Annotated in this window: 20 protein-coding genes and 5 tRNA genes; 22 read left to right on the forward strand and 3 right to left on the reverse strand. The window is 35.2% G+C overall.

The genetic code is table 11. From position 1 onward, the window contains the following. Positions 1 to 119 precede the first annotated feature (119 nt). From BUA53_RS16310 to BUA53_RS16320, 3 genes are all read left to right on the forward strand, one after another. Positions 120 to 1,235, forward strand: a complete 1,116-nt coding sequence (locus tag BUA53_RS16310) for a putative type IX sorting system protein PorV2 (protein WP_175546098.1) — start codon at positions 120 to 122, stop codon at positions 1,233 to 1,235. Positions 1,236 to 1,261: 26 nt separating this feature from the next. Next, positions 1,262 to 6,424, forward strand: coding sequence for a putative type IX secretion system sortase PorU2 (gene porU2 / locus BUA53_RS16315; protein WP_072836467.1), 5,163 nt, complete (start codon positions 1,262 to 1,264; stop codon positions 6,422 to 6,424). Between the two features lie 289 nt (positions 6,425 to 6,713). Then, complete coding sequence (locus BUA53_RS16320; RefSeq protein ID WP_217653013.1) at positions 6,714 to 7,952, forward strand: sulfatase-like hydrolase/transferase; 1,239 nt, start codon at positions 6,714 to 6,716, stop codon at positions 7,950 to 7,952. A gap of 16 nt (positions 7,953 to 7,968) precedes the next feature. Here the strand turns inward: BUA53_RS16320 and BUA53_RS21065 are convergent, their stop codons facing one another. After that, positions 7,969 to 8,496 (reverse strand): hypothetical protein, encoded by a 528-nt coding sequence (locus BUA53_RS21065; protein ID WP_217653014.1) that lies wholly within the window; start codon positions 8,494 to 8,496, stop codon positions 7,969 to 7,971. Between the two features lie 25 nt (positions 8,497 to 8,521). On the opposite strand from BUA53_RS21065, the gene BUA53_RS21695 reads away from it, so the two are divergent. Then, positions 8,522 to 8,656, forward strand: a complete 135-nt coding sequence (locus tag BUA53_RS21695; RefSeq protein WP_262494413.1) for a hypothetical protein — start codon at positions 8,522 to 8,524, stop codon at positions 8,654 to 8,656. A 477-nt stretch (positions 8,657 to 9,133) separates the two neighbouring features. On the opposite strand, the gene BUA53_RS16330 is transcribed toward BUA53_RS21695, so the two are convergent. Continuing rightward, complete coding sequence (locus tag BUA53_RS16330; RefSeq protein WP_072836470.1) at positions 9,134 to 10,234, reverse strand: acyltransferase family protein; 1,101 nt, start codon at positions 10,232 to 10,234, stop codon at positions 9,134 to 9,136. 54 nt (positions 10,235 to 10,288) lie between these two features. After that, complete coding sequence (locus BUA53_RS16335; RefSeq protein ID WP_072836471.1) at positions 10,289 to 10,879, reverse strand: riboflavin synthase; 591 nt, start codon at positions 10,877 to 10,879, stop codon at positions 10,289 to 10,291. A gap of 98 nt (positions 10,880 to 10,977) precedes the next feature. Between BUA53_RS16335 and rpsU the strand changes: the two genes are divergently transcribed. The 18 genes from rpsU to asnB all read left to right on the forward strand — a co-directional run bounded on the left by rpsU (position 10,978) and on the right by asnB (position 21,178). Continuing rightward, entirely contained in the window at positions 10,978 to 11,175 is a 198-nt protein-coding gene (rpsU, locus tag BUA53_RS16340; RefSeq protein ID WP_072836472.1) for a 30S ribosomal protein S21, read from the forward strand. A 66-nt stretch (positions 11,176 to 11,241) separates the two neighbouring features. Then, positions 11,242 to 12,141: a tyrosine-type recombinase/integrase gene (locus tag BUA53_RS16345; RefSeq protein WP_072836473.1), complete on the forward strand. Its 900-nt coding sequence runs from the start codon at positions 11,242 to 11,244 to the stop codon at positions 12,139 to 12,141. Between the two features lie 133 nt (positions 12,142 to 12,274). Continuing rightward, positions 12,275 to 12,574 carry an HPF/RaiA family ribosome-associated protein gene (locus BUA53_RS16350; protein WP_072836474.1) on the forward strand — a complete coding sequence of 100 codons (300 nt, stop codon included), beginning with the start codon at positions 12,275 to 12,277 and terminating at the stop codon, positions 12,572 to 12,574. A 142-nt stretch (positions 12,575 to 12,716) separates the two neighbouring features. After that, positions 12,717 to 12,789 (forward strand) — tRNA-Thr (locus BUA53_RS16355). 18 nt (positions 12,790 to 12,807) lie between these two features. Next, positions 12,808 to 12,890, forward strand: a tRNA-Tyr gene (locus BUA53_RS16360). A 108-nt stretch (positions 12,891 to 12,998) separates the two neighbouring features. Continuing rightward, positions 12,999 to 13,074, forward strand: a tRNA-Gly gene (locus BUA53_RS16365). A 97-nt stretch (positions 13,075 to 13,171) separates the two neighbouring features. Further along, a tRNA-Thr gene (locus tag BUA53_RS16370) sits at positions 13,172 to 13,243 on the forward strand. Next, positions 13,219 to 13,344 (forward strand): hypothetical protein, encoded by a 126-nt coding sequence (locus BUA53_RS21700; protein WP_262494414.1) that lies wholly within the window; start codon positions 13,219 to 13,221, stop codon positions 13,342 to 13,344. Before BUA53_RS16370 ends, BUA53_RS21700 begins: the two co-directional genes overlap by 25 nt. 83 nt (positions 13,345 to 13,427) lie before the next feature. Continuing rightward, complete coding sequence (gene tuf / locus BUA53_RS16375) at positions 13,428 to 14,615, forward strand: elongation factor Tu (protein ID WP_072836475.1); 1,188 nt, start codon at positions 13,428 to 13,430, stop codon at positions 14,613 to 14,615. 113 nt (positions 14,616 to 14,728) lie between these two features. Then, positions 14,729 to 14,799 (forward strand) — tRNA-Trp (locus BUA53_RS16380). Between the two features lie 73 nt (positions 14,800 to 14,872). Next, positions 14,873 to 15,067: a preprotein translocase subunit SecE gene (gene secE / locus BUA53_RS16385; protein ID WP_072836476.1), complete on the forward strand. Its 195-nt coding sequence runs from the start codon at positions 14,873 to 14,875 to the stop codon at positions 15,065 to 15,067. Continuing rightward, complete coding sequence (nusG, locus tag BUA53_RS16390) at positions 15,068 to 15,652, forward strand: transcription termination/antitermination protein NusG (RefSeq protein WP_072836477.1); 585 nt, start codon at positions 15,068 to 15,070, stop codon at positions 15,650 to 15,652. Positions 15,653 to 15,896: 244 nt separating this feature from the next. After that, a complete protein-coding gene (gene rplK, locus BUA53_RS16395; protein WP_072836478.1) occupies positions 15,897 to 16,340 on the forward strand; it encodes a 50S ribosomal protein L11 in 444 nt (147 codons plus the stop codon). Between the two features lie 26 nt (positions 16,341 to 16,366). Continuing rightward, positions 16,367 to 17,062 carry a 50S ribosomal protein L1 gene (gene rplA, locus BUA53_RS16400; protein ID WP_072836479.1) on the forward strand — a complete coding sequence of 232 codons (696 nt, stop codon included), beginning with the start codon at positions 16,367 to 16,369 and terminating at the stop codon, positions 17,060 to 17,062. A 27-nt stretch (positions 17,063 to 17,089) separates the two neighbouring features. Continuing rightward, entirely contained in the window at positions 17,090 to 17,620 is a 531-nt protein-coding gene (rplJ, locus tag BUA53_RS16405; RefSeq protein WP_072836480.1) for a 50S ribosomal protein L10, read from the forward strand. Positions 17,621 to 17,779: 159 nt separating this feature from the next. Further along, a complete protein-coding gene (rplL, locus tag BUA53_RS16410; protein ID WP_072836481.1) occupies positions 17,780 to 18,154 on the forward strand; it encodes a 50S ribosomal protein L7/L12 in 375 nt (124 codons plus the stop codon). 205 nt (positions 18,155 to 18,359) lie between these two features. Beyond that, positions 18,360 to 19,271, forward strand: coding sequence for a glycosyltransferase family 2 protein (locus tag BUA53_RS16415; protein WP_072836482.1), 912 nt, complete (start codon positions 18,360 to 18,362; stop codon positions 19,269 to 19,271). Positions 19,272 to 19,276: 5 nt separating this feature from the next. Next, positions 19,277 to 21,178 (forward strand): asparagine synthase (glutamine-hydrolyzing), encoded by a 1,902-nt coding sequence (asnB, locus tag BUA53_RS16420; RefSeq protein ID WP_072836483.1) that lies wholly within the window; start codon positions 19,277 to 19,279, stop codon positions 21,176 to 21,178. Positions 21,179 to 21,198: the final 20 nt, after the last annotated feature.

Here is a 21,198-nt window from a genome sequence, read left to right on the forward strand (position 1 = left end):
TTTCAGTAAGTATTTGTACGAAGTAGATTATGAATTTGAGGTTTTGTAGTTTACATTTGTTTTGCAACCAGACTAGCTAAAATCCAATACTAATCCATTGCTTATTGAAAATTGACTAAATGAAAATCAACCACCTGGCATTGTTGCTGGTATTCCTTACCAGCATGGCTACTACTTCTGCTCAATTCAGAAAGTATTCCAATGAATTTTTAAATATAGGTGCCGGAGCACGGGGTTTAGCTATGGGCAGTGCCCAGGTAGCTTCTGTTATGGATGGTACCGCAGGATATTGGAATCCTGCCGGGCTAATGGGCGTTAAGGATCACCCTAACGTAAATATCATGCATGCGGAATATTTTGCCGGTATAGGTAAATATGATTTTGCCAGCATAGCGTTACCAGTTTCGGGAAATAAAAGGACGCTGGCATTTTCCGCGTTGCGCTTTGCGGTGGATGATATCATGAACACACTTTTTTTGGTTGAACCGGATGGTTCAGTTAATTACAATAACATCCAGGCTTTTTCTTCAGCTGATTATGCATTTCTTTTCTCTTTTGCTCAAAAATTAAAAGAAACAACTAATAAGAATGTAAACTTTGGTTTGAATGCTAAAGTGATTCATAGGAGTGTGGGCAAGTTTGCAAAAGCATGGGGATTTGGATTAGATGCTGGGCTACAAATAAAGGCTGATAAATGGCTTTTTGGATTTGCCGGGCGGGATATAACAACTACATTCAATGCATGGTCTTTTAATTTTACTGAAAAGGAAAAGGAAGCTTTATACCTCACTAATAACGAAATACCAGTTAAATCGACTGAAATGACAGCTCCAAGGCTAATACTAGGAGTTGCCCGGGATTTCAGACTAGGGAAAAAATCATCTCTGCTCGCGGAAGCAAATTTTGATCTAACATTTGACGGAAAGAGAAATACACTTATCAGTGCAGATCCGGTAAGCGTAGACCCCAAACTTGGATTGGAATTTAATATTAATAAGGTTTTCTTTCTCAGAGGGGGGATCAATAATTTTCAAAAGGGATTATCTGATGGCGATACTTTGAATCTTAAAAAAGTTTGGATCTATCAACCAAGCGCAGGTGCAGGCTTTAAAATTCAAAATGTAAAAATAGATTACGCATTTACAAATCTTGCCAACCAATCAAATCCATTATTTACCCATGTTTTTTCTCTCCAGGTAGACCTGGTAAATGACAAAAGGAAAAAAAATAAATAATCCTTGCTCCCCAAAACTATATTTCAATGAAAAAATTTCTATTTGGTTTATTGATTACCTGCAGCTTTATGGCCAAGGCGCAAGTGTACAATAACGAATGGATCCAGGGCTTTTCCAAGTCTTACTATAAATTTAAAATAGGGAAAGATGGCCTTTTCCGGATATCAAAAGCGCTTTTAGATAGTGCCGGACTGGGGACTACACCTGCGGAGGAATTTCAACTTTGGAGAAATGGTGTCCAGGTTCCCATATATACCTCAGTAGCCACAGGACCTCTTCCGGCAGGGGCCTATATTGAATTTTGGGGGCAGATGAATGATGGTATACCTGATAAACAACTATACCGACATCCTGAATACCAGGTAGATGATAAATGGAGTTTATCTACTGATACCTCCACGTATTTTTTAACTTCAAATAATGTAATAGGTAATAATCTTAGGATAGTCGATGATAATAATAATGTCTCTGGAACAACATTACCAGTAGAGCCATATTTTTTATATACTGCAGCCAGGCATTTTAAGGATAAAATCAACAATGGAAAGGCTGTCAACGTTGGTGAAAATTTATATTCCTCCTCTTATGATAAATGCGAAGGCTGGTCTTCGGCAGATATTGTGACCTCTGCTTCTACAAATGGCATAACTTATGGAAACAATACTTCAACTTTAAATAATTTATTTGTTTATACCGGTGCAGGTGCACCATCACCTTCCTTTAAAATAGCGATATCGGGGAATGCTAATTATTTACGCCGTTATACTGCATCTATAAATGGTGATTCAGTAATTGGAAATCAATTTATAGAATATACTTCAGTTATAGATTCAACCACTTTTAATATATCCAGTATAGCGTCAAGTAACGCTTCAATTAATGTAAAGAATATTGCTTTTGTAGAATGTCCAACCGATCTTCCCTGTCAAACAGATAGAATTGTAATACATAAATATGAATTGACCTATCCCAGGCAATTTAATTTCGGCGGGGCCAGTAATTTTGAATTTTCACTTCCTGCCAGCAGCAGCGGTTATAATCTTCAAATCTCAAATTTTGTTTTTGGAAGTACTTTGCCGGTTCTCTATGACCTTTCAAATAAAAGAAGGTATATAGCTGATGTAACCTCAAGTCCATTGCTGAAATTTGTTTTACCAGCTTCTGACATTTTTCGCAGATTGGTTTTAGTAAGTGAAGATGCATCAAATATTAATGCTGTATCTGGAATGCAAAGTGTAGTTTTTAAGGATTATAGTAAGGCAGACCAGGTAGGTGATTATCTGATTATTTCTCACCCTTATTTATTTAATGGGTCAAATGGAAATCCGGTTGAAGACTATAGAGCATACAGAAGTTCAGTGCCAGGGGGATCGTTTAATGCAAAAATTTATTTGTCAGATGAATTAATAGATCAGTTTGCATTTGGAATTAAAAAACATCCTTTAGGAATCAGGAATTTTATTCGATTTGCACGGAATACATTTCCAGTGATGCCAAAACATGTTTTTTTAATTGGAAGTGGAGTATATTATGTTCAGCAAAAAGCTTATGAAAATAGTACTGATCCAACAATAAAATCCAACCTAGACCGGCTAAACCTGGTACCTACATTCGGTTGGCCGGCATCAGATATATTATTAACTGCAGAACCCGGAAGTTCTATTCCTGAAATACCAATTGGACGTTTATCAGTTGTTTATCCGCAGGAAGTCACTGTTTACTTAAATAAAGTAAAGGAATATGAACAGGCACAAGCCAATCAATCTCCATCTTCTGATAGAAAATGGATGAAGAACGTTGTTCATATTGTTGGTGCCAGTGATGATAACCTGGGACATATCCTTGCCCAGTCAATGGAAGGATTTAGAAAAATTATTATTGACACACTTTATGGAGCTAAAGTTTCTACTTTTTCTAAAAGTTCAGCAGATGCGGTTCAACAATTAAGTAGTCAGGACCTTTCCGATTTAATAAATAATGGAACAAGTCTTATAACCTATTTTGGTCATTCTTCTGCCAGTACACTTGAATTCAACCTGGATAACCCGGAAAATTATTCCAACCAGGGTAAATATCCTTTATTTATCGGGTTAGGATGTAATGCTGGTAATTTCTTTAGTTATAATCCAACACGTTTTATAACGAAAGAAACTTTATCAGAGAAATATGTATTATATCCAAATCGTGGAACTATCGGGTTTATTTCAAGTACGCATTTTGGTATTGTACAATACCTTGACATTTGGAATTCCCGGGCATATAAAAGGATCAGTAATACCAGTTACGGAAAAAGTATAGGGGAGATAATGAAAAAAACGGCTGAAGATGTTTTTAGTGCCCAGTCCCAGGAAGACTTTTATGCCAGAGCTAATGTGGAGGAGAGCGAACTTCATGGTGACCCTGCTATAACAATTAATTCACCACCTAAAGCTGATTACGTCATAGAAGATCAAATGGTGAAAGTTACCCCGGGATTTGTTTCTGTTGCAGATGCAACTTTCAAAGTGGATATTAAGACATTAAATATTGGAAAAGCAGTAAAGGATAATATCATTATTGAAATAAAGCGTCAATTTCCTGATCAATCAATTGTGGTAGTAAGAAGAGATTCGATTTTTAAATCTTCAGAAAGAACCTTGTCAAACTTTTCCAGGTTCGAAGATTCAATTTCATTGACCATTCCAATAGACCCTGTTCATGATAAAGGTTTAAACAAACTTATTGTTACTGTAGACCCGGATAATGCAGTAGATGAACTATTTGAAACCAATAATAGCGTAACGAAAGAAGTAATGATATACGAAGATGAAGCGCGTCCAGTATACCCATACAATTATGCAATTATCAATAAGAATAATATCAAAATGTATGCTTCTACCGCTAATCCATTTAGTGTGAGTAAGGAGTATAGAATGGAAATGGATACCACTGAGCTATTTAATTCGCCATTCAAAGTAACCAGGTCATTAACACAAGGTGGTGGTGTTATGGAATTTGATCCGGGAATAAGTTTTACTGATAGCACAGTTTATTATTGGAGAGTTGCGCCAGTACCTGCCTCAGGTCCTTATGCATGGAATACTGCCTCTTTTATTTATTTATCCAATAGTGCACCTGGTTTTAATCAATCGCATTATTTCCAACATTTAAAATCAAATACAGAAAATATAAGTTTGGATTCTATTTCTAGACAGTGGGGTTATAATAACAGTACAAGTGATTTATTTGTAAGAAATGGTGTATTTCCCACAGCTGCCAGCTTTGCTGTTGATTTTTCTGTGGCAATTAACGGGGATGCTTATATCCGAAGTGTTTGCGGTATATCAAATATTATTGTAAATGTTATAGATTCCCGCACATTTCAGCCCTGGGTAAACGCGCCGACCGGGTCTAGTAGATTTGGCAGTGATGTTGTCTGTGGGGATAGCAGGATATATAATTTTCAATTCAATATACTTGATACGAATAAAAGAAGAAAGCTTGTTGAATTTTTAGATTTAATTCCAAAAGGATTTTATGTAATAGTTAAAAATACTTCAGGAACTGAGATGGGAAGTAATACATATCCAGATACCTGGAAAAAAGATACCACGTATTTAGGCATGGGAAATAGTATTTATCATCGGTTATATAATCAAGGGTTTAAGGATATTGATTCTTTCAACAGACCAAGAGCATGGATATTTATTTATAAAAAAGATGATGCAATTGAATTTCAGCCGAAGTATTCTTTTAGTGATGGTCTATATGATAAAATTACTTTGGCAGCAACGTGTAATACAAAAGATACCATTGGGTATATTACTTCTCCTCGATTTGGACCTGCTAAGGCATGGAAGCAATTAGTTTGGGCAGGACTGGTAACAGATTCTGTACCTGGTGATGATCCTGTTATTGATATTGTGGGAATCAAACAAACGGGGGAAGCAGATACATTGTTTAAACATATTGATCTGAATCAAAAATCATTTGACATTTCCAGTGTTAACGCTAAACAATATCCATTCCTGGAATTACACATGCGGAATATAGATACAATAAACTATACTCCTTTTCAATTAAAGTATTGGCGAATATTAAATGATCCAGCTCCTGAGGGTGCTGTAGCTCCAAATATTTTTTATAGTATGTCTGATACTTTAGATGTTGCAGAACCATTAAATTTTAAAGTAGCCTTTAAAAATGTTAGCGAAGTAAATTTTTCTGATAGTATTATGATCAAGGCTTCCATTACTGATAAGAATAATGTAATACATACATTGCCTGTGTGGAAACAAAAAGCATTGATGAAAAATGACACCTTACTTATTAGTAATCCAATAGATACAAGGAAGTTAACGGGAAATAATTCGGTTTTTGTTGAAGTAAATCCAGATAATGATCAGCCGGAACAGTATCATTTCAATAATGTTTTTTATAAAGCATTTTATGTTCGTCCTGACACTATCAATCCTGTAATGGATGTAACATTTGATAATGTGCATATTCTAAATCATGATATTGTTTCAGCGCGGCCCGATATCGTCATTAAGTTAAAGGATGAGGCTAAATGGTTTTTGCTGAGTGATACTTCTACTATGAAGATACAGGTACGTTTTCCGGATGGTCATTTGGAAGATTACAATTTTGGCGGGAACACAATTCAATTTACCCCTGCGCAACAAGCTCATAGTACTAATAATGTAGCCACTCTCACCATGAAGCCTTTCTTTGACCAGGATGGAGATTATGAACTCCTGGTTACAGGTAAGGATATGAGCCAGAACCAGGCAGGTGCCTTACAATACAGAGTATCGTTCCAGGTTTTCAATAAGGCGATGATATCAAATATGTTGAATTACCCAAATCCATTCACTACATCAACTGCATTTGTTTTTACAATAACTGGAAGTGAAGTACCTCAGAATATAAAAATTCAAATATTAACTGTTACGGGCAAAATTGTCAGGGAGATCACAAAAGACGAATTAGGTCCGCTAAGAGTTGGTCGAAATATTACAGAGTTCAAATGGGATGGAACCGATAAATATGGTGGAAAACTGGGTAACGGAATTTATTTATATCGGGTAGTGACTAACTTAAATGGAAAGGCATTAGATAAATTTGATCAGTTGGATGCTAGCGGAAAAGCTTATGATTTAAACAAGTATTTCAATAAAGGATATGGGAAAATGTATTTAATGAGATAACAGTGTAAAAAGGAGATAAAAGTAATTTAAAGAATATGTTTAAGTTATTATAAGGTGCATTTTAAATAACTGTAATAATATGCATTTCAGGATTTATGAGAGTAAGTTTTTTTCTATACCCATATTTTTTGTCCTGCTTCCTGTTTTTTTTGTTTTACATGGATATTCGGAAAATTTGTTATTGATTAATTTTAATGACATGCTGCTATTGATGCTATTTTATATAGCGTTAGAGGCTTGTCTTTTTCTTGTATATCTCAGAATTTATAAGAATTCTTTTAAGTCAGCATTGGCTGTATTCTTAAGCTTTAGCATTTATTTTTTCTTTGGAGCTTTTCATGATTTAGTAAAATCATTTGTAAACAATTTCTTATCCAGTTATACTTTTTTGCTGATTTTACCCACTCTATCATTTTTATTTTCCCTTATTTATTTAAAGCAAAGAGGGTTTTCTAAGAAACTCGCAGTTTATTTGAATTTTCTATTCATTTTTTTAATTTTTACAGACATTGGAATAATTATATTCAAGGTTATTAATTATGATGATAAAGAGTTTTCAATCTCGACGTCTTCAACAAATAAAAAACCGAATATTTATTTAATTGTTGTTGATGAATATGCTGGAGAAGATCAATTAAAAAGCACTTTCCATTGTGAAAACCATCTTTTTTTTAATGCATTAAGTGCACTGAATTTTTCTGTTATCAAATACTCCAAAAGTAATTATAGTTCTACTCCATTTTCAATTGCTTCCTTAATGTCAATGTCATTTCACAATGAACTAAGCAATTTCGAATATACAGATGAAAATTTAAAATATTGCTTTACGAAAATTTCAAAAAGCAATGTTGTATCCGGCCTTAAAAGTGCCGGATACCAATTTTTTAATTACTCGATTTTTGATATTGAAGGGGAAAATTCTCTAATCAACAAAACGTTTTTGAAATCCGGAACGCAGCTTATTACCTCGCAAACATTGTGGAACAGGGTTAAAAGAGACTTATATGAAAATTTTGTATTCAGGTATATGCGTAATACTTCTTTGTATAAGCATTTAATCATGAAAGATTATTATAACAATGAACTATTGTATGATAGAACGGCTCAGGCAATCAAACATTCCGGCAACCCCAAATTCGTTTATACTCATCTGCTAATGCCTCATTTCCCATATTACTTTAATCCGGATGGAAAATTAAATTCTATAGAAAAATTAGGTCCAGAAAATTTGAAAAATAAGTCATTATACTTGGGGTATTTGCAATATGCAAACAAAAAAATACTTGATCTATTGAATAAACTCATAAGTGAAGATAAGAATGCTATTGTAGTACTTTTAAGTGACCATGGTTATAGATATGCTAATGATGGAAATATGATTTATTCAAATCTCTTAGCAATTTATGATATGCAACATTATATTTCGGATATTGAATCTTTACATTCTAATGTGAATGTTTTTAGATTGCTTTTTAATTCTTTATTTAAGACAAATCTTAAACTTCTGCCCGACAAGAATTTTAAATAAATTGAATTGTTCTTAACTATTCAGGCTTTCCTTTTAGCACAAACGAAACAAGTAGTAATATAAATGAAAGTATGGATAACAGGAATCTATTGTGCCATTCATCACAGGAAAGCATTGCAGTACTCATTATTAGAAAAATATTGAATAGCAGGTATATGGTTTCCGGAACAATATTTTTAACCAATTTTCTCAAGCCAAATAAAATAAATAGGTAACTAGTATAAAAATATATTCCTATAAATATATTATGTAGAGGTGAATAGTATTCCCTTGCTGCACCCCAAAAGGCAATTAGTCTCTTACTGGCCAGGTTAAAGAACAATGAAGAATGATTGGTAATTATGTACCATAATCCTTCCATAGGACTTTTATTTACAGGAATATTAATTGCATTTGAAGTTTGTAATGATGGAACTCCGCAAAGTATCATCTCTTTAGAATAGGGAAGTAAATAATCCAGCTCTCCACCTGAACTTAATGCAAAGTTTAACAGGTAATATAAAGAAAGCAAGCCAGCAGCAAAAAATATAGAGAGTAATACCAAAGCTTTTTTCCTGTAAAATTTAAATATGCAAAAAGCTATAGTTGATGGAATAAAAAATAAGCCGGTAGGCCGTGTAAAATATAATATGGCCATTCCAAAAATTAGTAAACAAATGTATTTTAAAGAAAGCTTATTGATGGAGAAGAGCAGGAAAGTATAAATAATTACAAAGCTAAAGTATAAGGATTCCGTAAATAGATACAAGTCATATATTTCATAATAAATCATGCAAATCAATAAGGCTGTCATAACAAATGCCTTAAAATGACTTCTTGTAAAGTGAAGATTTAATTTATAAAACAATGCCATGGAAGTTGCATTAAATATTAGCTGAATAATTACAATCAGAACAGGAAAAGTATGAGTTGATTTACTTAACGCAATCAATAGGATTTGGATGGAATAGAAAATAAAATTGGGAGATGCATAATGTCTGTTTATTAAAAAAAAATCTGCCTGTTCAATATATTTTTTAGATTCAAAATCAGTTACAATTCCAGAACGCCAAAATAATATTAGGTGTACGATTAGCCATAAAATCCCCAGCAGCAGTAGGCTCTTTTTAACAGTGAACCATTTTTCGATGTTTTTGATTTCCATTAGTAAGGACGTAAATGTGAATTGGTTTTATTGAATTTTAATGAAAATATTTTTTAAGAGCTAATATTGGTTTTTCCAATACGTAAAAGCTGGCAATACTAAGCAGAATGGTGGTCAATAAGCTTATTATTGAAATCGATAAGGTTGATTTAAATATAGATGGTAATAAGTTAAATGAAATATTTGAAAATAAATAGGCGATGACTAAGTATACTGGAATATGGAATACGTAAAGACCATATGAAATCTTGCCCAGGAAACTAAAAATTTGCAGGTTTTTTACTAATGAGCTGAATTTTGTTTCATTAGTAACCAGTAAATAAATGATACATCCAAAGAATGCTGCAGTTATACTATATCCAACAGTTGAAAATATATTATTGTCATGTTCAACATTTCCAAATATTAATAAACTTGAAATAATTAAAGCAATAAAAATTAAAAAAATAAATTTAATCAAAGTGGGTGGGAATATTTTACCTTGTTTTAATTGAATAGATATAACGCAACCTATAAGTAAGCTATCCATTCTTGCAAAAGTATTATAGTATAAACCATTTGAGTTTTGAGGATATAAAACCCAAATTAATATTCGTAGGACAAAGGCACTAAATATCAAAATAGATATAAAATATTTTAAGGATTTAAGTGACTTAAATAAAAAAATAACTAAAGGCCAAAAAATATAAAATTGTTCTTCTATAGCTAATGACCAAAAATGTAATAGATAAGGTTCAGGTGGTTTGCCTTTCCAAATCACAAGCCAGTTTTGCATGCATAACCAATACCAAATTTGATTTTGATTGTAATAGGTTAACGTAGAATCAGGTGATTTGTCTGAAAAAAGTAATGGTGAATTAATGAAAAATATAAATAAAACCAAATAGTATACTGGTAATATTCTTAATATACGTTTAATATAAAAGTTGGAAAAATAATAAGGATTTTCTTTTGTGTGCAAAAGAATATTTGTTATTAGAAAACCCGAAAGCACGAAAAATAAATCAACTCCTACCCATCCTAAACGAAAAAGACTGAAATGCCAAAAGAGATGATAAAGTAGTACAATGGAAATTGCAAAACCTCTTGCAAGATTGAGTGTAGGATAATACACCCTTGAAGCAATTTGTTCATGCATGTAGCAAATTCTAGTGGATTATGTAAAACTTAATACCTAGAGTACTGGGATAATTCAATCTTTCAGATTTATTTTCCGAAGAAAATATTTTCCAATCATATCAAATTCGAGATTGGCCTTATCTTTTTCCTTTAAATACTGAAGGTTGGTATGTTCATAGGTATATGGAATTATAGCGACTTTGAAAGAGTTCTTCTTTACCTCAAATGCAGTTAAGCTAATCCCATTTATACAAATCGACCCTTTTTCGATAATCAAGGGAGCAAACTTTTTAGAATAGGTAAATTCAAACACAAAGCTTCCTGTTTTGTCCTTGATATTTTTGCAAATACCCGTTGTATCCACATGACCCTGAACGAAATGCCCATCCATCCTGCTAGAAAGTAATAGGCTTCTTTCAAGGTTGATTATACTTCCTGGAGCCCAGCCATTCAATTCAGTTTTTTCTAAAGTTTCTTCAACAGCGGTTACTTTGTGGCGATCAGCCTCAATTTCTTCCACAGTAAGGCAGACACCATTGTGTGAAACACTTTGATCTACTTTAAGGTCTGCTGAAATAGCGGATTTTATCCAAAAGCTTTTGTTTGTACCTGAAGCAGTAATGTCTGTTATTATACCTGTGCTTTCAATAATGCCTGTAAACATGAGGTAAAATTCGGTAGTTTTTGCATTTTATTTTGGAATAAAACCTTTTTGAACCTTATCTTTGCCCACCCTAAAACAATTTAAAGGAGGTATATAGCATGCTTATTATAGATTCAAAGGACTGCGAAAACATAGATAAAGCTTTAAAGAAATATAAAAAGAAATTTGAAAAAGCTAAGATCTTGTTGCAGTTACGTGAAAGGCAGTCTTTCACCAAGCCTTCTGTTGAACGCAGGAATCAGGTATTGAAGGCAGTTTACAAGCAGAAAATAGCTAGCGGAAAGATCGAAGCTTAATTTAAGCTTTTACCTCTTCAATATATTATAGCTGCAAGGTATTTTGTACTTTGCAGCTATTGTTTTATGCATATACCTCATCCAATCTTCCAACCTTTTATAGATTACCTTAAATATGAAAAAAGGTATTCTCAGCATACAATTGTTTCCTACCAAACGGATCTTATATCATTTAATGATTATATTATTATGCAGTATGGAGAAACTCAATTGAGTTCCTTATCTCACATATACATAAGAACCTGGTTAGCTTCATTAAAGGATGAAGGACTTTCAGAACGTTCAATAAACAGGAAAATATCAAGTTTAAAATCTTTTTTTAAATACTATCTTAAAAGGGGAGTGATCACTCAAAATCCAATGGGAAAGGTAATATCGCCTAAGAGTCAAAAGCGTTTACCTGTATTTATTAGAGATAAGGAAATTAATACCCTTTTACAACACGTTGAATTTCCAAATAATTGGTCAGGAAAAACAGAAAGGTTGTTATTGACCGTTTTTTACGATACTGGTATGAGGTTAAGTGAGCTGATCAATCTCAATAGAAGCCAGGTTAATTTTGCCAACCATTCTTTGAAGGTTTTGGGAAAGGGTAATAAAGAACGGATCATCCCAATAAGCCCTGAATTGGCTTCCTCAATTAAAGACTATATCCATGATTCAGATACGAATTACCCAGATTTTCCAAAGGATTTTCTTTTACATGATGAAAAGGGTAAACAATTAAGGCCACGTAAGGTATATACAATTGTCAACAAGTATCTAAGCTTAGTAACTACAGCTGAGAAGCGAAGTCCCCATATTTTACGACACAGTTTTGCCACTCATATGATGAACAACGGAGCAGATTTGAATGCAGTAAAAGAATTGCTTGGCCATTCCAGTTTAGCAGCAACCCAGGTTTATACACATAATACTATAGAGAAGCTAAAAGAGATATATAAAAAGTCCCATCCAAAAGCATAAAATTGACAGGCGTCATTAAAATAAAAGGATTTTCTTCTTGGTAAAAAATGGGTTATGTTTTAACTTCATACCGGACCAAAAACCAAAAGAAGTAGTTCTTTGAAACATTTTTTCACAGCTTAAATCAATTTCTATGATTGTTCATGTTCAAGCAATTCATTTTGATGCAGACAGCAAACTGATAGATTATGTAACCAAGAAAATTGAGAAGTTACAGCAATACCATGACCGGATCATCAAAGTGGATGTTTTTCTGATCCTAGATAATGTAGTCCATACAATTAAAGATAAGATTGCAGAAATAAGGGTACATGTTCCAAAATCAGATTTTTTTGTAAAAACAACAAGCAAGTCATTTGAGGCTTCTTTTGACGAAGCATTGGAAGCAATTGTGCAACAAATAAAAAAGAAAAAAGAAAAGCAAGCTGCTTAAATTATAAAGACCCCGGTTACCCCGGGGTCTTTTATTTTCAGATAATACAATTTTTTTCTCATCAATATTTTTTCAATTGTCATTTTCCTTTACCTTTGCCTTCCCAAAAAAAGGGGTAGTTCTTTGTAAATCATTAAAAAATGCCACTTTAGCTCAGCTGGTAGAGCAACTGATTTGTAATCAGTAGGTCGTTGGTTCGATTCCGACAAGTGGCTCAGGAATAAATTTATTGGGGGCAGGTTCCAGAGCGGCCAAATGGGGCGGACTGTAAATCCGCTGTCTTTCGACTTCAGTGGTTCGAATCCACTCCTGCCCACATACTGTAATTGATAATTTCATAATTGTCAATTACAGTTTAGTTCTTTAAAATATGTTTGTATCATGCAGTTTTTAAAATTGTTGGTACAGTAGGAAATATGGATAAGCGGAAGTAGCTCATTTGGTAGAGCGATAGCCTTCCAAGCTATAGGTGGCCGGTTCGAGCCCGGTCTTCCGCTCCAGGTAAGATGACAGACTTGCAAAAGCAAGCGTGGATAGTGACAGTTGATGATTGCTCTTCACTGTTTGCTAACAACGGTCAACTGTCAACCGACAAAAGCCGTTGTAGCTCAGGGGCAGAGCACTTCCTTGGTAAGGAAGAGGTCGTGAGTTCAATTCTCATCAACGGCTCTTCTTACAGTATTTGTGATGCTTGCATTTCAGATACGGCATATAACATAGCTGTAATTGGTGATGGAAGGTTTGGAGTTTCCATTGCTGGTAACATATGAAGTATCCTTCGATTCATTGATGAAATGATAGGAGGTTTTTCAATTTAATAAATTTATAACTCCACAACTAAAAACCGATAAAAATGTCTAAAGAGACCTTTAAGAGGGAGAAACCTCACGTTAACGTTGGTACCATCGGTCACGTAGACCACGGTAAAACAACATTGACTGCCGCTATTACTGAGATCCTTTCTAAAAAGGGATTAGCGACAGCAAAAAAATATGATGAAATTGATGGTGCACCTGAAGAAAAAGAAAGGGGTATCACCATCAATACTGCTCACGTAGAATATCAAACAGCAACACGTCACTATGCGCACGTTGACTGTCCTGGTCACGCTGACTATGTGAAGAACATGATTACTGGTGCTGCCCAAATGGATGGTGCTATTTTAGTTGTGGCTGCTACAGATGGTCCTATGCCTCAAACAAAGGAACACATCCTTCTTGCCCGCCAGGTAGGTGTTCCCCGTATTGTGGTATTTATGAATAAAGTTGACCTTGTTGATGATCCTGAATTATTGGAGCTTGTGGAAATGGAAATCCGTGAATTATTGAGCTCTTATGGTTTTGATGGAGATAATACTCCAATCATCAAAGGTTCTGCAACTGGTGCTTTAGCTGGTGAAGAAAAATGGGTTAAAGGTGTTGAAGAATTGATGGATGCTGTAGATAGCTACATTCCATTGCCTCCACGCCCGGTTGATCAACCATTCCTGATGTCAGTTGAAGACGTTTTCTCTATTACTGGTCGTGGTACTGTTGCCACTGGCCGTATTGAAAGAGGTCGCATCAAAGTTGGTGAAAGTGTTGAGATCGTTGGTTTACAGGAAACTCCACTTACATCTACTTGTACTGGTGTTGAGATGTTCCGTAAGTTGTTGGACGAGGGTGAGGCTGGTGATAATGCTGGTTTATTATTACGCGGTATTGAGAAAACTCAGATCCGTCGTGGTATGGTAATCTGTAAGCCAGGTTCTATTACTCCACACACTGAGTTTAAAGGTGAAGTTTATGTATTAAGCAAAGAAGAAGGTGGACGCCACACTCCATTCTTCCAAAAATATCGTCCTCAGTTCTATTTCAGAACAACGGACGTTACTGGTGAGGTAGAATTGCCTGCAGGTACAGAAATGATCATGCCTGGCGATAATACATCATTAACTGTTAGACTGATCCAGCCTATTGCCATGGAGAAAGGTTTGAAGTTTGCGATTCGTGAAGGTGGTCGTACAGTTGGTGCCGGTCAGGTTACTGAAATCTTAAAATAAGCTTTGAGCCAAAAGCTTTTAGCTTTATCCGCCAAGGCGGATTGCAAATGATCACTATATTTGCAATATAATTCTAAAAGCTGTTAGCATTTGCTAATAGCTTTTAGCTTTCTACGGGCATAGTTCAATGGCAGAATAGCGGTCTCCAAAACCGTTGATGGGAGTTCGAATCTCTCTGCCCGTGCTAATTGATTTGAAAATGGATAATCTGGAAACTATGTGGCAGACTAAACATTTCAAATTACCAAATTGCAACCATGAATAAAGTATCTAATTATTTCCGTGATTCTTATAAGGAATTAATGGAAAAGGTGACCTGGCCTAACTGGACACAATTACAACAGTCTACAATGATTGTTTTAGCTGCTACGTTGCTGATAACAGCCGTTGTAGGTGCAATGGACTTTGTAGCAGCAGGTGGGTTGAATCTTATCTATAAAATGTTCAAATAAATGGAAGCTACAGCGCAAAATACGCAACAGCCGCAACAACAGGAAACCAAGTGGTATGTTCTGCGTGTTGTTAGCGGGAAGGAGCGAAAAGTAAAAGAATACCTTGACAAGGAAGTATCAAGAGGTGGATGGAGCGAGGTTGTCAAACAGGTTTTTTTACCGGTTGAGAAAGTATATAAAGTTCAGAATGGAAAGAAAGTAATGCGGGAGCGTAACTATTATCCCGGTTATGTTATGATTGAGATCGCTGATGGCAAATTAGGTGATGATCTTAGAGATGTGATTAAGAATACTTCAAATGTTATACATTTCCTGGGTAAAGAGAATCCTATTGCTTTGCGTAAAGCCGAGGTAAATAAAATGCTCGGCAAAATGGATGAAATGGCAGAAGCCGGTGGAGTAAGCATGAGTGAGCCTTTTATTGTTGGGGAGACAATTAAGATAATAGAAGGACCTTTTAATGACTTTAACGGGGTAATTGAAGAAGTAAATGATGAGAAAAAGAAATTGAAGGTTACTGTAAAGATATTTGGCCGTTCTACGCCTGTTGAATTGAACTATATGCAGGTAGAAAAAATAAGTTAATCCAGAGAAGATATAGTAATAAAAAGCCATCCAATCGGATGGCTTTTTATTTGTTGGTTACTTTATTATTCTAACTGTCTTATTAACAAAAAATATCCTCTTTGTTGCTCTCCAATTAAGTTAAATTATATACATTTGCGGCCCCAATTAGTTCTTTTTTGTCCCGCTAGACGGGTTATGAGGAATTTGGGAGACCCGGTAGTCGCTGAGATGAAGGGTCGCTTGAACCAATAAATCGAAGAAAATGGCAAAAGAAATCACTGGCTATGTAAAGCTTCAGTGCAAAGGTGGCCAGGCTAATCCTGCACCTCCAATTGGTCCGGCATTGGGTTCCAAAGGTGTTAACATCATGGAATTCTGTAAGCAATTCAATGCAAGGACGCAAGACAAGATGGGAAAAGTTCTCCCTGTATTACTTACTGTATATTCTGATAAGTCTTTTGACTTTGTTATTAAAACTCCACCAGCAGCTGTCCAATTGAAGGATGCCGCAAAAATTCAAAGTGGTTCAAAAGAGCCTAATCGTCAAAAAGTTGGAAAGGTGACCTGGGCACAGGTTGAAGAGATCGCAAAAGATAAAATGGCCGATCTTAACGCCTTTACATTGGAAAGCGCCATGAGCATGGTAGCTGGTACTGCCCGCAGTATGGGTTTGACGGTTGAAGGAACTGCTCCCTGGCAAAAATAATTTTGAACTAATTAAAAAGAATTAAAATGGCATTCATTCCTAAAAAAAGAAAAGCAATCAACTCAAAAGTTGATGCGAAAAAGGCTTATTCTTTGAAAGATGCTTCTGCATTGGTTAAAGAGGTGAATACAACGAAGTTTGATGCTTCTGTTGACTTACATATACGTTTAGGTGTAGATCCTAAAAAAGCTGATCAGGCAATCCGTGGAACAGTTACTTTACCTCACGGTACTGGTAAAACAAAAAAAGTACTTGTGCTTTGTGGTCCTGACCAGGAAGCTGCAGCAAAAGGCGCAGGCGCTGATTATGTAGGTTTAGATGAATTTGTTCAAAAAATCGAGGGCGGATGGACAGATGTTGATGTTATTGTAGCAACTCCGGCTGTAATGCCTAAGATAGGTAGGCTAGGTAAAATATTAGGACCTCGTAACCTAATGCCAAACCCAAAGACTGGTACTGTAACAAATGATGTTGCTTCTGCAGTTAATGAAGTTAAAGGTGGTAAAATTGCTTTTAAAGTTGACAAGGCTGGAATCATACATGCCTCTATTGGACGTGTTTCTTTTAGTCCGGATAAAATTGCTGCCAACAGCCAGGAATTGATCAATGCAATCATTAAAGCAAAACCTGCCACAGCCAAAGGAACTTACCTGAAGGGTTTGACTATGGCCAGTACCATGAGTCCTGGTATTGCTATTGACACTAAAACTTTTGTTCACTAATCCTAACCATGGATAAAACGTATTATAATGACTAAAGAACAAAAAAATGAAGTAATAGAAGCGTTAAAAGAGAAATTTTCTCAGTACAACAACTTCTATGTTACAAATACAGAATCTTTAAGCGTAGAACAGGTATCTAAGCTTCGCCGCGTATGTTTCAACAAGAATGTTGAAATGAAAGTGGCAAAGAATACATTAATAAGAAAAGCGCTTGAATCCCTAGGCAATGAGAGCTATGCAGGCATGTTTGATTCTTTGAATAATGTAACTGCCCTAATGTTTTCAGAAAATCCCAAAGAGCCAGCTTTAATTATTTCCTCTTTCCGTTCAGAAAGCAAAGGAGAAAAGCCTGAATTAAAAGCAGCTTTTATTAATGGAGACATTTATAGTGGTGACAGTAACCTGAAAACTCTGACACAGATCAAGACCAAAAATGAATTGATCGGTGAAGTGATCGGTTTATTGCAATCTCCTGCAAAAAGAGTGTTGGCTGCTTTATTGCACCATCATGAAAAACAAGCAGAAGGTGCTTCTACCGAAGCTACTGCAGCAGAATAGTTTTTATAAACTATATATCGTAGAACTGTTTAGGACCAAATATATTTGACTATCCTGAATAGATCAACATAAACCCAGGCCTGAGGGTCAATAAAGGCAAAATTTTTTTAAACCCTCCGTCGGAGCAATAGCTGTGAAGTCGGAAAAAATTTAAATTAAATGGCAGACGTTAAAAATCTTGCAGAACAATTAGTAGGCCTTACTGTTAAAGAAGTACAGGAATTGGCCGATTTCTTAAAATCAGAATACGGTATTGAGCCAGCTGCAGCTACAGTTGTTGCAGGTCCAGCTGCAGGCGGTGCTGCTCCAGCTGCTGAAGAAAAAACTACTTTCAATGTAATTTTAAAAAGCGCAGGTGCTTCTAAATTGAATGTTGTTAAAATCGTTAAGGATTTAACAGGATTAGGCTTAAAAGAAGCTAAAGATCTGGTAGATGGCGCTCCGAAACCAATCAAAGAAGGTGTAGACAAAGCTACTGCTGAAGAATTAGCTGCTAAGCTGAAAGAAGCTGGTGCTGATGTTGAAATCGCATAACATAACTCTCTTTTATTAAGTGATGGCTCCCCAAGGGGAGCCATTTTTTATAATAAATTGAGCAGGAACAATATTTTTTTTCTATCATTTAATTTTCCTGGTTATCAATTACTTAATATACTGACTTTTTAAATCAACCTTGGTATGGTAATTTTATTGTGAAAAGCTATACTGAGCCCTATATTTGCTAGTAACCTTATGTAAAATGTTATCACCCCTAACACCCAAACCAAGAGTATCTGTTATTACACTTAATTGGAATAACCAGGAAATCACTTGCGATCTACTTCGTTCAATAAAAGAACTGAACACTTATCCAAATCTGGAGGTTATAGTCGTCGATAATGCTTCAAAACTTGATCCTACCCACGCTTTTTTATCTGTTTTCCCCGATGCCAAAGTGATACGCAATAAAAGCAATCTTGGGTTTAGTGCAGGTAATAATGTTGGGATACGACAAGCTTCTGGTGATTATTTATTCCTGGTAAATAACGATACAGAATTTACTCCGCACCTTATTGAAGGTTTAGTAGAAATATTTACCAGGTTTCCTGATGCAGGTATGGTTAGTCCAAAGTTCCATTACTTCTTTGCCAAAGGAACTATTGAATATGCTGGTTATAATCCTGTAAATATATTTACCGGTAGAAATTCTATGATTGGCTGCCGTGAAAAAGATCTGGGGCAATATAATGCCGTAAAAGAAACTAATTATGCTCACGGTGGTGGAATGATGGTAAGTAGAAAAGTGATTGAAGAAGTAGGCCTTATGCCTGAAGACTTTTTCCTTTACTATGAAGAACTGGACTGGTCTGTGAAAATTAAAAAGAAAGGATTTAAAATATATTATCAACCAGCTTCGCTTATTTATCATAAGGAGTCAATGACAACCGGGAAGATGAGTCCTTTGAAAACATTCTACCTGACAAGAAACAGAATATTGTTTATGCGGAGAAATGTTCCCATTCTTGGATTGGGTGTCTTTGTTTTGTATTTTATATTATTTACTATTCCAAAGAATACAATGACCTATTTGGTAAAAAAACAAGGAGAACATTTAAAGTGGTTCTGGAAAGGAATTCTTTGGCATTTTAACTCAAAAATTAAATTTAACTGACAGCCATGTGTGGGATAGCCGGATTTATAGATTTTCATAAAACATCTGATATTGATATCGTTAGAAAAATGACCGATGCCATGGACCATAGGGGTCCGGATGATGCAGGTTATGAAGTGTACGAAGCGCACCAGGCATTGATTGGGTTTGGACAACGACGCTTGTCTATCCTCGACCTTTCGCCTCTTGGTCATCAACCGATGCACTTCAATGATTTCATTGTAAACTTCAATGGCGAGATATATAACTTCAAAGAAGTAAGGCAGGAACTTATAGAAAAGGGCTATAGTTTCAATTCCTGGTCAGATACTGAAGTCATTTTAAAGGGATACCACTGCTGGGGATTAGATGTAGTACATAAATTCATTGGAATGTTTGCCATAGCCTTATATGACAAACAAAAAGAACAAGTAATTTTTATTAGGGACAGGGCTGGAGTTAAGCCTTTGTATTATTATTGGAAAAATAATGTATTACTTTTTGGTTCAGAATTAAAGGGACTTTACGAGCATCCCGCATTCGAAAAGAACATTGATACCAATAGTCTGGCTTTATTCCTTCAGTTTAGTTATATACCAGCACCTCATTGCATTTTCAATAATACTTATAAATTACTCCCAGGGCATTTTTTAATAGTAGATTTAAAAACAAAAGATCTCCAGGTTAAAAAATACTGGGATGTGTTTGATCAATATAATAAGCCGGAAATCAAGATCTCAGATAATGAAGCAATTGAACAAACGGACAAACTTTTAAAGAATGCCTATGAATATCGAATGGTCGCAGATGTTCCTGTAGGTATATTTTTAAGTGGAGGTTATGATAGCAGCAGTGTTGCAGCACTCTTGCAAACTGGTAGAACTGAAAGATTAAAAACTTTTACAATCGGGTTTCATGAAGCTGAATTCAATGAAGCTCCCGAAGCAAAAAAAATAGCCAATTACCTTGGCACGGATCATACAGAGTGGTATTTAACTGCAAAGGAGGCGGGTGCAGTATTAAGTAAACTTCCTGAAATCTATGATGAGCCATTTGCCGATAATAGCACCGTACCTACTGTATTGGTTAGTCAGTTGGCAAGGCAGCAGGTTACTGTTGCATTAAGTGCAGATGGGGGAGATGAGATATTTGGGGGATATAACAAATTCAGCCAGGCTGAAAAATATACATCAAGTATACCTTCTTCCATTCAAACTTTCCTTAGTGGAACAATGTCTTTGATAAATCCTGAGAGCATTTATTATTTCAACAGGAAGTATAATTTTCCGACACGGTATGAAAAAATGAAACTTATCTGGAAAAAGAAAGACCCTGTCTCAGCAATGAAATATATCGGTCAGTACATTACGGAAACCGAGGTAGAGACATTTCTTGGAAAGCCTTTTGAAAGATATAATACTTTCTTTGAAGAGGGCGACAAGCTTCAAAAGAATGCCGGAATAACAAATAAATTATTAGCGGTCGATTACAAAACCTTCCTGGTTGATAATAACCTTGTAAAGGTAGATAGGGCTACTATGTCAGTAAGCCTTGAAGGTCGCGAGCCTATGCTTGATCACAGGATCATTGAATTCCTTGCTCAATTGCCTTCCAACTTCAAAATACGTAATGGTGTAACTAAATGGTTATTAAAAGAAGTGGTGCATAAATACATTCCTAAGGAATTAATGGAAAGACCTAAGCGTCCATTCATTGCTCCTTTGACTGTATGGTTCAAGGAAGACTTGCAGGATCAACTAAAGTATTTTTTAAGTGAGAGCAGCCTTTCTAAAACTGGTGTCTTTGATCCAAAGCCAATCGTACAATTAAGAGATGAATACCTTGCTGGTAAAAAGGTAAATTATCAAAAATTGTGGCAGGTATTGATGTTCCAGTTATGGTACAATAGGTGGGTAAACAAATTATAAAAAGCCGATTATTTATACAG

Origin of the sequence: Flavisolibacter ginsengisoli DSM 18119 (assembly GCF_900129295.1) — a bacterium.
GTDB classification, from domain to species: Bacteria; Bacteroidota; Bacteroidia; order Chitinophagales; family Chitinophagaceae; genus Flavisolibacter; species Flavisolibacter ginsengisoli.